Source organism: Promicromonospora alba (assembly GCF_042654905.1).
In the GTDB taxonomy this organism is placed as follows: Bacteria; Actinomycetota; Actinomycetes; order Actinomycetales; family Cellulomonadaceae; genus Promicromonospora; species Promicromonospora alba.
In genome coordinates, this window is the sequence record NZ_JBHSFI010000003.1 from 460,822 (window position 1) to 476,212 (window position 15,391).

The window sequence follows — 15,391 nt, forward strand, 5'->3', positions numbered from 1 at the left end:
GACCACGAGGCAGGGCTGTCTGGGTGTATCAGTGTGTGGACACATCAGTCGGGTGCCTGGTGCTCAAGCCGTGCTGTCAGGCACGATCACGGCCATGCGCATCCTCATCCTCGGCGGCACCTGGTTCCTTGGCCGTGAACTCGCACAGAGCGCGCTCGCCCGAGGATGGGAGGTGACGTCGTTGACCCGCGGTCGCAGCGGTCTGCCACCTGAAGGTGTCGAGCACGTCACCGGTGACCGCAGGAGCACCGATGATCTTCGGCGACTGGCCGAAAGGGGACCGTGGGACGCGACCGTCGACACCTCGGCCTACGAACCGGGAGACGTGAATCAGGCACTTGCAGAACTTCGTGATCGCGCGGGTCTCTATGTGCTGATGTCGACGGTGTCGGCGTACCAGAACTGGCCGGATCGTCCTGTCGACGAGACGGATGACTTGTGGCCGACACGCATCGACGCGCGTGAGTCAGACTCCGATGTGGCCGAACTGCCCGGGCCTTACCAGTACGGAACCCTCAAGGCGGGATGCGAGCTCGCAGCGGCGGCTGCGCCAGGAGGCGCCCTGATCCTGCGTCCCGGGGTAATCCTCGGTCCCGGAGAGTACACCGGCCGGATGCTGTCGCTCTTCGAGCATGCGCAGCGCGACGCGGCGTGGCTGCTGCCTTCCCCTGATCCCAGAATCCAGCCGGTCGACGTACGCGATGTCGCGCGTTTCGCCCTGGACCAGATCGCGGCGGCGCAACCTGGTATCTACAACCTGACAGCTCCTTTCGGCCACGCCACCTACGGCGATCTGATTGACGCATGCCTCGAAGCCACCGAAGGAGCCGCGACTCCGGTCCACGCGAGCGACGAGTGGCTCATCGAACAGGGGGTACGCCAGTGGACGGAGATCCCCCTGTGGCGCACGAACCTCGGGACGTGGCAGGTCAACGGCGCCAAGGCTGCGGCAGCCGGGTTCACGTGCAGGCCCCTGCGGGAGACCGTCCTCGACACCTGGGCCGGCTACCAGAAGCAACAGCCGGTGTATCACCCACGACAGGACGGGCACGGTATGGACCCAGCCCGCGAGGAGCACCTGGCGAGGCTATGGAGCGATCGCGCCGGAGGCGACGTCACCAGCGAGGAGTAGTGAGCGGTGATCATCGGCTTCTCCGGTGAAAGCTGTGATCTGGTCTTTCAGAGCGTGCGCGGGCTGGTACTTCTTCCATCTCGGGTGGCCCAGGGCGTTCTGGACGCGATCAAGGCGACCGGTAAGCCCTACTCGACGCTGGTCCACAGGCGTGGACCAGACGTACCGCAACTGGTCGACCGCGGCGTCGAAGCGCTCAGCAACTAGTTCGGCAGTCGCGAGATCAATTCGAGACCGCCTGACAAGGTGGCCCGAGACTGTGCGAGGGGCTGCTGCGATCGTCTCGCGGAGGCGGTCAGCACCCTCAGCGGCGTCGCCGACCGTCACGAGCGCGGTCCCCGCGCACATCGCGTTGCGCGTGAGCCCCCAGCCGAACTCACCGCCGATCTCGTCGTGCAACTCTTCGGTTCCGTCAGAGGACGCCAGGGCTTCATCAGCACGTTGCAACGAGTCAGCGACCTCGCGCTGGTCGCCTATCAATGCCCAGGCACGAGCCCGCACTGCGTGCAGGCGTGCGCTCGCGCTTCCGTCCGGAGCAGCAGAAAGGGCCAGGTCTGCGATACGCACAGCGTCACGCGCATTGCCGGACCAATACGCCACCAGGCTCAGGTGGCCGGTCGACCATGCCTTGAGCCCGGCGTGCCCGATGACGTCCGCGTACTTGGCTGCTGCGCGTGCTTGAGCCACCGAGGCCTCGGGCTGTCCTAGGTCGAAACTCGCTACTGCCAGCAGGGCGCAGGAGATCCCGGCGTCCAGATTGAGGCTCGTCAGCTGCGCCGGCCGGCGCGTCTGCTCGAGCAGGCCATAGGCCAGGTCACGCGTACCGCGAGCGTCAACCAGCACCTTGGCTGGAGGAAGAGTGTCGTACTGGCGCGCCAGGCGCACTATCTCGTCGTGCACAGTCTCGATTCCCGTCGGGTCGATTGCCGCCGTCGCCGTCGCGAGGTGCCACCACGATTCCCGGGCAGCCTCGTCGGCAGCGGGACCCGCATCAGCCTCAGCTTTGAGGGCTGTCGGGCTTCGGTGGACATATGACGCCGCGACGACGCCCAAGGGCATCGTCGCCCAGGCGCCGGATGGCATAGGCGGAGTAGCCGGTGATGGCTTGACGTCGCCGGCGTGATGGATCAATTCACCTGGAGGGTTGGCTTTGTCGGCCTGGAATGCTGAATTCTTTCGCACGGCAGCCCTGCCACGGGGCGTGGGAACGAATCCGAGGTCAGCATCGGTCTCGGCGCCCAGGACCGCGCGGAATGCTTCCCGGTACATGGCTCCGGGCCAGGACACCTGCCCGTACTCGTAGCGGCGCAACGCATCGACCGTGATGTGGCAGTCCCTACCGGTCGACTTCCAGAGGTACTGGTTAATGGCCTTGGCCAGCTCCGCCCGTGTCATGGGCGCCCCACTGCCCGACGGCGAGGGGGTCGCCTCCCGTCGCCGGCGCAAACGCTCATTCGGCATCGACTGCCCCTGCCCGTCGCGGTTCTCCGTGCGGTCTATTGCTCGTCGAGCCTAGCGATCTCAGTCCGGAGATGGGGGCCCAACGTCAGAATGCCGGGCGGCAATCTGGAGTTGCTGTCGAAGCGGTATCGGTCGAGCAGTTGCCCCAGCCGGGAGGCAGCAGCGCGCTGCGAGTGTTCGCGCACGTTCGACGACTCTCTCCAATCAGGAAATTCTTTGAAATGGATGCCAGTTCCATTCCACATCCAGAGGGAATTGACGGCAATCTGGCGCGAATAAATTGACGCGCTGAATGCTCTCCCATCCTGGCGCGAACAGAGGAACAGTTAATACCAGCCCGGCCTGGGCAGACGAGAAAGCTAAGAGCACGATCGGGAGACAAGCCAGTGACGGCAGCCGCTCAGAGCATCCAGACGACAGCACAGCGCCTGGTCGCGCTCGACATCGACGGGACCCTCATCGGGCTGGACCGCAGAATTCCGCCCGGAACCGTCGCAGCCCTGGATCTGGTCCGGGCAGCAGGCCACCACATCGTCCTCGCGACCGGCAGATCCCTCATCGGCCTCGGACCGATCGCCACCAGACTGGGCTTGGTCCAGGGATACGCCGTCTGCTCCAACGGCGCCGTAACGATCCGCCTCGACCCCACCATCCCGACCGGCTACGCGGTAGTCGCCTCCAAGCAATTCGACCCAGGCCCGGCCATCCGCCGAGCCCTTGAGATCGCACCGAACGTAAGAGTCGCCGTAGAGGAGATCGGCTGGGGCTGGCGCGTCAACGCCGCGTTCGATCCAGGACACCTCAACGGGCCGCAGAAGAAGGTGCCGCTTTCAGACCTCGTTGCTGCGCCCGCATCGCGCGTCGCGCTCCACTCCCCCGGCATCGGTCACCAGCGCGACACCCTGAGCGCCACAGGAGTCACAGCCACCCCTGCCGGCCCGGACTGGCTGGATCTCACCGCTCCGGGAACGAGCAAGGCCGCAGCACTGGAAGCGATCCGCACACGTCTCGACGTACCGGCGGAACGGACGGTCGCCGTCGGCGACGGGATCAACGACCTCGAGATGCTCGGCTGGGCCGCTCGATCGGTCGCGATGGGCCACGCTCCCGCCGTCGTGCAAGCCGCAGCAGACGAGGTCACCGGGACCATCAAGCAGAGCGGCGCCGTCGCCGTCCTGCACTCTCTGCTACCGCCCGACGTCGACGTCGGCTCCCTGCCGCCGCTGGCGGCCCAGCTCGCGACCGCCGTCGTCGCCGCGCATGGAGCCGCGAGGATCGTGCGGGTCTGGCACGGGGTCGGGTCCGGGCTCTCCCGCTGCGAGGTCTGGACGCTGCGCGAGGGAGTCTGGGTTCGACACGCCCCGATACCCGCCGGAACGGGAGTCACGATGCGCGCGATCGAGCGGGCCGCCAGAGAAGCCGGGCTCACCTATCCACGAGGCGACGAAGGACGCCGTCGCGCCCACTGGCGTGCCTCGGTCCTTCCTGACGGCCCGGCTGGGTTCGACCTGCCTCTGGCACCCACATAACGCCCGCATCTTCGATGTATGACCGGCGCCCCTGAACAACAGCCCCACCCCCTCGGATCGCTGCCGCCGACCGTCGTGTGAGAGGACGAGCTGAGCCGGTTGCGGGTCACGCGAGGCACAGAGGCTGCGTGAACGCGCACGTCTCGAAGGGCTTGCAGGTTCCTGCAATCTGCTTCGGCGCGCTGGTGTTCACTTCGGTCAAGCGAAGGAACGGACAGGTCAAGCGCAATCTGAAGGCGGCCTTCGGTGTCGCAATCGGCGCCATCACCCGTGACCAGACGAACCAGCGCTAGCGCCTGGACATCCAATTCCCTAGGTAGATACAGGAGGCATTTCATGGCCCAGAAGCTCACCCGAGCACTGCTTACGTTGGCGCTCTTGGTCGGCGCGCTCATCGCGGCACCGACCTCAGCCACCGCAGCCGAGACGTGCAGCGGCACAAGAATCGCCCTGATCACGCACCACAGTCTCAACACGGGCAAGGTCGTCGCTCACACTGGCGTCTTCGACAGGGGCTCCAACAGGTTCTGCGTTCGCACGGTCAAGTCCGGAGTGCTGTACGGAACGCCGACGTCCATGTCGCTCATCATCTACTCCGCCTCTTCCAGCACCCTGCTCGGCCGAGACGTCGGCCGTTTCTACGAGTATGCAGGCCCCCTGAACTTCACGACCTCTTCCTGCTTCGAAGTCAACCTCGGCATGCTCAACAGGGCAGACGAGGAGACCGTGAACTATCGCGGCACCTTCTGCTGAACGAGGCGCTGGGAGCCCTGGCGTCAATGCCGGGTAGACCCGGCTGAAGAACGGGAGTGGTGATCTCGTGGCCTGGCGGGCCGGTCAGGACGAGATCACCACTCCCGCGTACTCGCGATCACAACGCCCGTCCACGTCGAGACACGAACCCTCTTCGCGACCGACCGGACCACTTGGCGCGACATCCGGAATCGGCCGGCCGACCAGGCGTAGCCATGGGGAGTGCCGCGCGACCAGAATTGGAAGACTTGGGCCTGTCTCCCGTTCTACCGTGGATCTCATGGAGGACAACGAACCCAGCGAGCCCCGCAACGACGTAGGAGGCCCGCCCCACCGGCGCTGGAACTGGGGCGCCGGTGTCGGGCTCGCTGTCGGCGTCGGCATTGCGTTCGGCATGGTCTTCGTCCCGTCGATGGGCATCTTCGGCATAGCGATCGGCATAGCGATCGGAGCCGGTCTCGCACCGGCCTTCGCGATGTCGATGGCCCGCCCTGGCGACGACAACGAAGACCAGCGCGGTCTGTGACTCCGCGAACGTTCAGCCGCCGGCCCGGGTCCTGACGTTAGCCGTGGAGCCTCTTCCGAGCGCCTGCTGCAGCCCGTCGCGCTCGTCTGTCGCCTCCGGTCTCGGCGACGTCGCACAGCCAGTCGAGCTGGCCGCGCACCTCGATGGTGTCTGGGTGCTCGGCACCGCGGACACGGGCACTACGTTCGAGCGTGCGCTCCAGCAGATCGATTCCCCCGGTGACATCGTTCAGCTGCAGGGTCGAGCCCAGGGCGCTCGCCACTCGCAGGGCTTCGGGATCGTCGAGTCCCACGCTCTTCTCCAGGGCGTCGAGCTTCTTCTGGAGCACCGCATCGGCGTCGTAGATCCCTCTGGGACCCATCCTCGACCCGGCTTCGGCTACGGCCTCTAGCGCTCGGGTGGTCTCGGGATGCCCGGGTCCAAGGACCCGGGCAAGGTGGTGCGACGTCTGCTCGAGCATCGCGTAGGCATCCGTCACGCGCCCGACGGCCAGGTACGCCTCGCCGACCCGCTGACGAAGCTGGAGCGTCGCTGTGTCGTCGATGGCAAGCACTGCCTCGTGACGTGCCAGCACCTCCTCGTACAGCGGCAAGGCCTCGCTCGCCCGGCCCGCCGCCCACATCACCTCCGCCTTTTCATGTGCCGACCCGCGCACCTCAGGGTGCTCGGGCAGCCGCGACGGTGCCGGCTCCGGCCAGTCCTTCTGATGCTTGCCGGTCAGATAGTCGGCCATCGCGAGGCTCTTCGAGAGCCTCTTGTCACCCCAGGGATTGTCGGCGCTGACCGGAAATCGACGCCCCACATACTGGGAGCCCATCCGAGAGAGTGAAAAACCGAGGTCGATGATGCGGTACCGCCCCAGCGACCAGATCGGGATCCACAGCACGGTCAGGTAGAGCTCCTTGATGACCGATCCACAGTTGGGGCATCGATCCGAACCGCCATAGAACCTGCTACCCGATCCGTTGTACGTCGTGGTGTCCGGCGGATCCCACGCCAGCGTCTCCTCCGTGCACGCGGCACAGAACGGCCCCTCGCCAGGTCGTGGATCGCGCTCGGGCTGGGACATGTCTTCCTCCTGCTCAGCGAGTCGGGCCGGGCGGGGTTGAGCGTACGGCGCCGGCCACGGGAGGGGTCCCGGGTCGCTGCACCTAAGGTGCGGGCACGACCGTTCCCCGTAGGGAGCCCCGCATGCTCTTCTTCGACATTCCCCTGGATCGCGGGACCGTGCGCGGCTCGGCACTCATCGGAGTCGTCAGCGGATCAGCAGGTCGTCGGTGGCGGCCACTACGCTCGCCGACATGACGGCCGATGACCTCCAAGCAAAGCTGATCCCCTTCCGTACGCGGGCAATTGAAGAGGGATACCCGTGGGAGGACATAGACCCGCTACCGGCCGAAGAGGTGGACCGGTGGATCGGTCACGCCAGGCCTTGCGCGGTTCTCACCAGTGGCGGAGACGGGCCGGTCGCAGGCAGGTTCGGCGGGCCCCTGCTACTGCCCGCCAAGGTCTCGGACCCGGAGTACCCGTACCTCGCGTCCGTCGACTTCGCCGCCCTGCCCAAGGACGCGACGGACCTCCCCCTGCCGCCCGACGGACGCCTGCTGCTCTTCGCATCACTCGATGAGCCAGACGGCGAAGGAAACTACGGCCAAGCCATATATGTCCCGACCGACACACCGGTGGAGGAACGCGACAAGAACACCTGGAAGGGCTACCCCGGCGATGACTACTACCAGCAGATCGTCGATTCGTACCCGCAGGGCCAGCTGAGGGCCAGAACCGAACCAGACCTGCCGTACTACGAACTTCCCGGGTTCCCTAACGCTGACGAGCTGGTCACTATCTGGCGCGACGCCTCTGACCGAAGCAGGCATCTACAGCTCGGCGGATACGCGGACCAGGAGGACTCCGACCCGGATCCCCTGGGACGTCTCGCAAGCAGCGCGGTTCGCGAGACGAGGCTCGGACGTTGGGGCAGCGGTGAGCCGGTGTCGGGCGCTGTCGAGGACTGGGTTCTGCTGGCTCACTGGAACCCGGACATCAAGAATCGAGAAGGCGCGGACGTGCAGTGGGGAATCCAGCGCGCGGACCTGGAGGCCCGTCGCTTCGACCGCACCTTCAGCACCCTCTACTGGAATCCCTGACCGCACCCAGTTCCACCGTGGTGTGAGCATTGCTGTGCCGCGCGGCATGCACGATCAGTACCCGACACGGGCCTGAGGTGGGACGACCGTAGCCATCTCCGTATCAAGACGAACTCGCACGAAACGCAGGAGGTGCCAGTTCCACGACATGATCGGCAGCGACGATCCTGACCTTTCGGCATTCGCCCGGTCCGGCGGCAAGCCGCTGAGCTGGCACGGGCAGGCGGACCAGCTCGTGCCCCACCCAGGGCACCGTCGACTACCGCGAGCACGTCGTACGGCGGTGCACGGCGGCACCCGAATCGACCTGACGGCGGACGACGCCCTGGCCGACGCCCTGAACCGACACCAAAGCGTCTCCGCCGATCTCGGTCCAGCGAACGGTCAGGACCGGCGCAGGTAGTCGATCAGCAGGTCCAGCATCGACTCGAGCTGGTCGGTGCTTCCGGTCGCGCGCAGTACCTGGACGCCGCCCTGGATGCCGGCCACGAAGGCCCCGGCGATCCGGTCGGCGTCCAGGTCCGAGCTGACCAGGCCGTTGCCCTGCATGGTGACGACCCCCGTACTGACCCGCCGCTGCCACTGGCCCAGCAGCTCGGACACCACCGCGGCCGCGCCCGGCGTGCTCGACACCTGGTCCATGAGCGCACCGAGCGGGCAGTACCGGCCCTGGGCGCGGTACCGGGCCAGGAGCGCGTCGCGCCAGGCCGACCACGACTCCCACGAGTCGAGCGCGCTGAGGTGCGGCTCCTGGTCGGTGAGCACCCGGTCGGCCTCGTGCTGCGCGACGGCAAGCAGCAGCTGCTCCTTGCCGTCCGGGAAGTAGTGGAAGATCTGACCCTTGGAGGTGTGGGTCACGGCTCGGACGTCGTCCAGCGTGACGGCGCCCGGATCGTTGCTGCGCAGGTACTCGGCGGCACCCTCGACGATGCGCTGCCGCGTCGCCTGGCCCTTCGGCGTGAGCTTCACGGTCCCGACGGTACGAGCGATCTTCTGGACTTGCTAGTCCAAAATCGGCTCCCTACCGTCCCTTGCATGACACAGCAGACCACTCAGTACGCGGCACGGCAGCGGCTCCTGGACCGAACAGCCCTCGTGACCGGATCCACCAGCAACATCGGCCGGTCGATCGCGCAAGCGCTCGCGGCGGAAGGAGCGCACGTCGTCGTCTCGGGGCGGAACGCGCAGCGAGGGGAAGAGGTGGTGGCAGACATCCGCGAGCGGGGCGGCAAGGCCGACTTCGTCGCCGCCGACCTGGACGGCAGCCCAGCAGCGAGCCACGACCTCGCGGCCGCAGCGACCGAGGCGCTCGGCGGGCGGATCGACATCCTCGTGAACAACGCCGGCATCTACTCGCCCCCGGTGACCCTGGCCGACACGGACTCCGAGACCTTCGACCGCTACTACGCCGTGAACGTCAAGGCGCCCTACTTCCTCACCCAGGCAGTCGCGCCGCGCATGGTGGCCGACGGGGGCGGCGCGATCATCAACCTCGGCTCGTGGGTCGCCCGGCTCGGCACCCCGCTCGGCGGGCTGTACGCCTCGACAAAGGGCGCTCTCGAGACGCTCACCCGCGCCTGGGCCGCCGACCTCGGCCCACAGGGTGTGCGCGTCAACGCGGTCTCGCCGGGCGTGATCCGTCCGCCGGAGCTCGACCCCGCCGTCGACTTCGCAGGCGCCATGACCCGCGGCACGCCCGCCGGAGATGCCGGCCACCCGGACGCCATCGGCGCGGCCGTGGTCTACCTCGCCTCGGACGACGCGCGGTTCGTGCACGGCACGGTCCTGGACGTCGACGGTGGCCGCGCCGGCGTGGCCGTGATAGCCAACTGACCAGAGACGGGTCAAGGACCGCGCGATCCTGGTCCCGGTGGCGGCGGAGTCGAACCGCCGTGCTCGCTCCAGGAGGTGGCCATTTTCCTTGTCGAGCCGACTGGCGCGAGTTACCTTTCATCCGCCCGCCCTAGCGGGTGATTTGCGCGAGATGCACCACGAGCCCAGTACTCCACCCACCCCAGATGGGAAGTCCTGATGGTCGCGTTGAAGCACAATGGCGTTGCTCTCTCTGCTGTCGTCGCCCTCCTCCTCGGGCTTGGCGTCGCACCCGCCGCCGCGGCTCCGGATCCCGGTCCGGCGCCGCAGGACGACGCCGTCACGGCGCTGGACTCGCCTGTCCTTCCGCAGGCCATCGAGGAAGTCCCGGCGCTCGACCCCGGTCCGGACGGGCAGGTGCTCGTCGAGCAGGTGCCGAACGGAGCCACCCAGCAGGTGGCGACCCTTCCCGCGCTGGCGCCCGCGTCCGGCTCCCCGGACGTGCCCATGGCGGCTGTCGAGCCCGAACCCGCGGTAGGCCCGGGCTCGGTGACGCTCCCGACACGTCCGGCGCAGGAGCTGGTGGACGCGACGGCTGCCGACGCGCTGACGACGCTGGACGCGGCAGGCCGCCTGAGCGACGGGCGACCGGATCTGGACGCAGCTGACCTGCAGCCGCAGATCGCGACAACGACGCCCGCCGACGCGTCCAGGATCGCGACCCGGCTGGAGCTGGAGACCGCTCTGGCGGACGTCGAGCTGTCGGCGGACCTGGGCGTGGACCCGCTGGCAGTGCTGGAGGCGCTGCCCGACGGCATTCCCCGCGTTACGTACCGGGTGTGCTCGGAGTCGGAGACCCAGACCGTCTCGTGCACCATGCGGCTCCCGTTGGCTGTGCCGGCGATCGTCGACGCGACGGGCGACGGCACCCCGGACGTCCTGGCCGACCTGCTGCCCGCAGCCTCCCTCGACGACGTCTCCCTCGCCGTGGAGGAGCTCCTGGACGCTCAGGTGCTCCTCGACGACGCCCAGAGCCGGCTCACGAATCTGCTGGAGCTGATGGAGGACCCGGTCTGGCTCCTGCTCAACCCGTGGGCGCTCGTGGAGGTGCTGGAGCTCCGGGGCCTGGTCGAGGACCTGACCGAGACGGTGACGGCGAAGACCGAGGCCCTGCTGAACGTCATCCACCTGGGCCTGGCGATGCTCGAGGTGCGGCTGCCGACCAGCGAGTTCGCGGGCGAGGACCTTCCGGCGCACGTGTGGGCCGTGTACGACATCCCGGGGGCGAAGCGCCTGTCGGTCGGGTTCGACGGCTACCGGCGAGGCACGTCCCTGTCGACGGCGACCCTGGGCCTGTTCACGTTCAGCCCGTTCAGCCTCCTTGCCGGCGAGCTCGACATCAACGCGCACCTCGCCCAGGTCGGCGCGGGCGAGGCCATGGCCGTGACGGCGGGTTTCTCGACCGTCGCGGACACGGAGGAGGGCGAGGCCGTCGACCCGACGGTGGCGAGTGCCCAGTTCTCCCCGGTGCCGGGGCTGTTCAGCGTGGATGTCGAGGTCAAACCGGCCACGGAGGAGCACGACCAGACCGCCGTCGTCGAGTCCTTCAGCACCACCGAGACCCGGCTGGACGCGCTCGTGCTGGCGAACGCCCGCACGGGCGATGCTCCGGAGGACAGATTCGTCCAGGCAGTGGTCGACCGGGTCCCGACGAAGGTGCGGGCCGAGCTGACGTGGACCGGTGCGGGAGACCGCGCCGACCTCGCCTATGCGGCCGACTCGGTGATCTCCGGCCTCCTGTTCGCGGACTTCACCTACGCCGGCGGGACCGACCTGGTCCAGGCGACCCGGGCGACGGCGCAGGATCTCCCGGCGCAGCTCGACGCGGCGCTGGCGACCGAGGAGTCGGGATCCGTGACGCTCGACTACACCGCGTCGTCGCGCATGACCGGGATCGACGTCGCGTACTTCGACCTGGCGGGCGAGCTGGTGCTCCGCGGCGGCCTGGACGACATCCCCACGACGGTCTCGCTGCTGGCCGACGTCGCTTCCGGGCGGGCGCTGTTCGACGCGCCCGGAGCCCTCGGCGCGGCGTACGTGGACGCCTCCCAGGGGCTGGGTGAGTACCCGCCGGCCGACGGTGACCACGTGACCCTGGTGACCGATGGTGCGGACCTGGGCGTCAGCGCGCGGGTCTCCGGGCTCGAGCTGGTCGACGCCTACTTCGACGACCATCCTCGCGTCACCACCGCGTTCGCTCCGGGCGGGCAGTCGTTCGACGCGGCGGGGAATCTCGACGGCGTGCACCGGGCCCGAGCGCACATCTCCAACCTGCCCGCGGACGCGACCATCGACGTCTCGACCCAGGCCCAGCAGGTGCGGTACACCGCGAGCGGCGTCATCGACCGCGCGTCGATGGCCTACACCAACACCCAGGCGGGCCCGTCGGTCACCGCCGTCGTGCACGAGGTGCCGGCGACCGTCGCCCTGGACTACACGCTGGGCGAGGCGCCGAGGGTCGTGTACGAGGCGTCGAGCGAGGTGCCGCGGGTCGACTTCTTCGCCAGCCCGCACCATGTCGCGGACCTGGACCCGACCGGGGACGAGTACGTCTCGGCTCTGATCGAGGACATCCCGGCGACGATCGACGTCGGCATGGACTTCCGGGCCCAGCACCTCGAGGGCACCCTGTCATCGAGGCTCGGCGGGATCGACCTGACCGCTCGGCTCCCCGTCGGCGACCGCGTCTGGACGGCCGGCGCCGACCTGGAGGGCATCCCCACCCGGTTCGACGCCGACTGGGCCGACGGCACGGTGCGCGCACGAGCGCTGACCGGGACGATGAGCAGCATCGACCTGTTCGCCGCCAACCACGCCGACCATGTCGCGCCGGTCGGGCTGCGCCTGGCCGGCACCTACCACCAGCGCACGGGGAACATCGACGCCGCGGTGGCCACCCGCGACCTGACGCACGTCGAGTACGCCGACAACGGCGAGGCGCAGAGCTTCCGCCTGGAGACCGACACGGCAGGTGATCCCGTCTTCGTCGACGTCGACGCGCTCCTCACCGACGCGAACGGAGCGGACGACACGCGCCTGGCCCTGCTCGGCCGGGTCGACAACCTCCCCGCGATCATGGACGTCGTCTTCACCGGAGACCGGCTGACGTACACGGCGGACCGCCGGATCGGTCTGACGCTCGAAGCGCGACTGGGCAAGGTGGCCGCGCTGGACGGTCTGGGTGCGCCCCTGTACGACAACGGCGTCGCCGCCGTCGCGCGGGCCTGCGCCACCGGTACGGGGTGCGCGGCGGACGACTCGCCGTTCTGCACCGAGGACCGGGGATGCCTCGCCGTCGTCGGGACCATCTCCATGCAGGGGCTGCCGACGGAGGTGACGGCGGACCTCGCCGCCCGGACGGTGCACCTGGCCGGGTACCGGCCGCCGTCGGACACCCTGCAGGCGTACGTGCGGCTCATCGGGATGATCGATGCCCTGCCGGACCTGCGCGCCGAGGCGACCCTCACGGGGCTGCCCGACGAGCTCGACCTCACGGTCGGGCCCGTCACGTTCGGCGACGGAACCATCGACGCCGGCTACACGGCCAGCGCACCGCTGGGTGCCCTGACCCTCAGGGCGCAGGCCGACACGACCTACGACGGTTTCCCGCACCTACGGGCGCGGGGCGAGGTCTCCGGGCTCCCGCGGTCTCTCGCGATCGCCTCCACGATCGCGGAGCGCACCGTCGCGACGATGACCAGCTCGGCGCCCGTCGACCGGATCGGCCTGGTCGTCACCGGGGCCTCCTCTGGCTACCTCGACGCGGCCCTGACGGACGTGCCAGCCCAGGCCGAGGTCGTGGTCGACACCGCCGCCGCGCGCGCCACGGGCACGGCGTCCGCGCCGCTCGGTGGCGTGACAGTCCTGGCGAACAACCTGCCCTACCAGGGTGAAAAGTGGGCGGCCTGGCTCGACATCGAAGGCATCCCCGCGGGGTTCGAGGTCGCCTGGGGTGAGGGAGAGTTCGGGTTCAGGAGCACCGCGGGCGCTCTGACCCGCGCCACTGCCGCCGTGACGAACCACGCGGGCGCCCAGGCACCGGACGGTTCGCACCTCGCCTTCCACTACGACGAGGCGAGCGGGCGGATCGATGCCAGTGTCTCGGCAGCCGGTATCGAGCAGGCGACCTACTCGCGAAGCGGTCCCGACCAGGAGGCCGAGCTGCGCATGGCCGAGCAGGACGTCGCGCTCGACGGGAACCTCGTCCTGGTGGCCGGCGGTGTGGCGGACACCCAGCTCGCGCTCTCCGGCGTCCTGCACGCGCCGAACACCGTGCTGCTGACGATCGCCGAGGGGAAGTTCACCTATACGGCCGACACCAACACAGGACTTCTGCTGCAGGCCGAAGGCGGAAAGGTCGCCGCACTCGAGAACCTCGCCGACCGTGGCAAGCGCGGCGCGCCGCTGTTCGACAACGGGGTCGCCGCCCGCGCCACCACCTGCGCCGACGGGCCGGGGTGCTCGACGGACGTGGTTCCCGAGCTCTGCGACGCCGTCGACGGGTGCCTCGGCGCCGTCATGAACCTCAACCTCCAGGGCCTGCCCACCGCTGTCACGGTCGATGCAGCGCAGCAGACCGTCGACATCGGCGGCCTGCGCAACCCGGGCCGGCAGCTGCAGGTCTACGCGGAGGCGTTCGACGTGATCCCGGGCGTCCCCCGCGCGGAGGCGCTGCTCGACCTCTCGGGGATGCCGGAGAACCTGGACGTCACCGTGGGTCCCTCGCGGTTCGGCGCAGGCGCCGAGGGGCGCGAGATCGAGCTGGGCTACCGCGCGTCGGACGAGATCGGCGCCCTCGACGCGCGCGTCGAGGCCGACACGACCGACTACGGCGAGATGCGGGGCCAGGTGACCGTCGGGGCCGTGCCGCAGTCGACGAACCTGCTGGTCGCCGTCGGCGAGGAGACGACTGTGACGACCACGCTCAGCAGCCCGCTGGACAGCCTGGAGATCAGGGCGACCGCCGTGGACGTGCTCGGCGAGGGCTCCAACGGGTCGGCATTCCTCCAGCTCACGGACGTGCCCGCCGTGACAGCCCTGACGGTCTCCGGCTTCGACGCGAGCGAAGGGTTCGCCGCCCCCACGCTGAGCTACACGGGCAAGGACGGGCAGGGCGCGGGAGCCAGCACGCTGGACGGGCTCGTCGAGGTAGAGGCAGCCCTCATCCAGGGCATCCCCGTCGGGGAGCCGCTGCCGCTCACCGGGAACGCGGCCATCGAGTTCACGGATCTCGGGGCGACCTCCTCTGCGGTGCTGGAGGCAACCGGGGCACTGAGGCTGGAGTCGCAGCCCAGCACAGGAGAGCTCGCGGTGCATGTCAAGGTCGAGACGGGCATCCAGCTGTCGTTCGACAAGGAACGGATCTGGGAGGACCGCTGTGATCCGAGTACGGCTCTCGTCATGGACGGGCACCTGAACCTGCCGACGGTGCGGGCCGACCTCCGGCTCGTGGCCGACTCGATCAGCGAGCTACGCCTCAGGCCCGACAGGACCGGAACGTGGGCGGCGATGGGTGTCGAAGGCGACTACGAGAGCCTGACGACCGACTTCGCCGAGATCCTGATCGTCCCGGACATCGACCTCGACCTCACGTACGAGCGCGACTGGATCCCCGACGTGACCGTGGGACTCGAGATCGGTCCGGAGGATGCCGTCCACGGAGTGATCCTCCACGTCTCGGACAACGACCGGCGTACCCTCGCGGGCGTCGTCGAGGTCCTCAACGTCCCGGTCCCCGTGTTCACGACGCCCGGGCGTCTCCGGGCGGAGAAGAACCACGCGGTGCTGTACGGAGCAGACGGTCAGCAGATGCTGAGCTACTGGCATCTCGACCCGTTCCCGGTGGACTGGGAGCACGACACGATCAGCGTTCTCATCCACACTGTGAACCAGCACGCCCTGAACCCGTTCGAGCCCGAGGAACCTGAGGAGCCCTGCGAGTGAGACGACGCATCGACACCCTTCTGGCACT

11 protein-coding genes are annotated in these 15,391 nt (G+C 68.7%); 8 read left to right on the forward strand and 3 right to left on the reverse strand.

The window, feature by feature from the left end:
• Positions 1-94: 94 nt before the first annotated feature.
• Complete coding sequence (locus ACFO6V_RS07280; RefSeq protein ID WP_377133715.1) at positions 95-1,132, forward strand: NAD-dependent epimerase/dehydratase family protein; 1,038 nt, start codon at positions 95-97, stop codon at positions 1,130-1,132.
• Here the strand turns inward: ACFO6V_RS07280 and ACFO6V_RS07285 are convergent.
• Positions 1,088-2,527: a hypothetical protein gene (locus ACFO6V_RS07285; protein ID WP_377133717.1), complete on the reverse strand. Its 1,440-nt coding sequence runs from the start codon at positions 2,525-2,527 to the stop codon at positions 1,088-1,090. The genes ACFO6V_RS07280 and ACFO6V_RS07285 overlap by 45 nt on opposite strands.
• Before the next feature lie 452 nt (positions 2,528-2,979).
• Here ACFO6V_RS07285 and ACFO6V_RS07290 point away from each other — a divergent pair, with 452 nt between their 5' ends.
• The 4 genes from ACFO6V_RS07290 to ACFO6V_RS07305 all read left to right on the forward strand — a co-directional run bounded on the left by ACFO6V_RS07290 (position 2,980) and on the right by ACFO6V_RS07305 (position 5,401).
• Positions 2,980-4,122 carry an HAD family hydrolase gene (locus ACFO6V_RS07290; RefSeq protein ID WP_377133719.1) on the forward strand — a complete coding sequence of 381 codons (1,143 nt, stop codon included), beginning with the start codon at positions 2,980-2,982 and terminating at the stop codon, positions 4,120-4,122.
• Between the two features lie 128 nt (positions 4,123-4,250).
• Positions 4,251-4,415 carry a hypothetical protein gene (locus ACFO6V_RS07295; protein ID WP_377133721.1) on the forward strand — a complete coding sequence of 55 codons (165 nt, stop codon included), beginning with the start codon at positions 4,251-4,253 and terminating at the stop codon, positions 4,413-4,415.
• Between the two features lie 43 nt (positions 4,416-4,458).
• A complete protein-coding gene (locus ACFO6V_RS07300; protein ID WP_377133723.1) occupies positions 4,459-4,875 on the forward strand; it encodes a hypothetical protein in 417 nt (138 codons plus the stop codon).
• Between the two features lie 280 nt (positions 4,876-5,155).
• A complete protein-coding gene (locus tag ACFO6V_RS07305; protein WP_377133725.1) occupies positions 5,156-5,401 on the forward strand; it encodes a hypothetical protein in 246 nt (81 codons plus the stop codon).
• A gap of 37 nt (positions 5,402-5,438) precedes the next feature.
• Here ACFO6V_RS07305 and ACFO6V_RS07310 read toward each other — a convergent pair whose 3' ends face one another.
• The gene (locus ACFO6V_RS07310) at positions 5,439-6,470 is read right to left on the reverse strand and encodes a tetratricopeptide repeat protein (RefSeq protein ID WP_377133727.1); all 1,032 of its coding nucleotides are present in this window, start codon (positions 6,468-6,470) and stop codon (positions 5,439-5,441) included.
• Between the two features lie 232 nt (positions 6,471-6,702).
• On the opposite strand from ACFO6V_RS07310, the gene ACFO6V_RS07315 reads away from it, so the two are divergent.
• Entirely contained in the window at positions 6,703-7,548 is an 846-nt protein-coding gene (locus tag ACFO6V_RS07315; protein ID WP_377133728.1) for a DUF1963 domain-containing protein, read from the forward strand.
• 384 nt (positions 7,549-7,932) lie between these two features.
• On the opposite strand, the gene ACFO6V_RS07320 is transcribed toward ACFO6V_RS07315, so the two are convergent.
• Positions 7,933-8,517 (reverse strand): TetR/AcrR family transcriptional regulator, encoded by a 585-nt coding sequence (locus tag ACFO6V_RS07320; protein WP_377133730.1) that lies wholly within the window; start codon positions 8,515-8,517, stop codon positions 7,933-7,935.
• Between the two features lie 66 nt (positions 8,518-8,583).
• On the opposite strand from ACFO6V_RS07320, the gene ACFO6V_RS07325 reads away from it, so the two are divergent.
• Together ACFO6V_RS07325 and ACFO6V_RS07330 are read left to right on the forward strand one after the other, a co-directional pair.
• A complete protein-coding gene (locus ACFO6V_RS07325; protein ID WP_377133732.1) occupies positions 8,584-9,381 on the forward strand; it encodes an SDR family NAD(P)-dependent oxidoreductase in 798 nt (265 codons plus the stop codon).
• Between the two features lie 198 nt (positions 9,382-9,579).
• Complete coding sequence (locus tag ACFO6V_RS07330; protein ID WP_377133734.1) at positions 9,580-15,363, forward strand: hypothetical protein; 5,784 nt, start codon at positions 9,580-9,582, stop codon at positions 15,361-15,363.
• Positions 15,364-15,391: the final 28 nt, after the last annotated feature.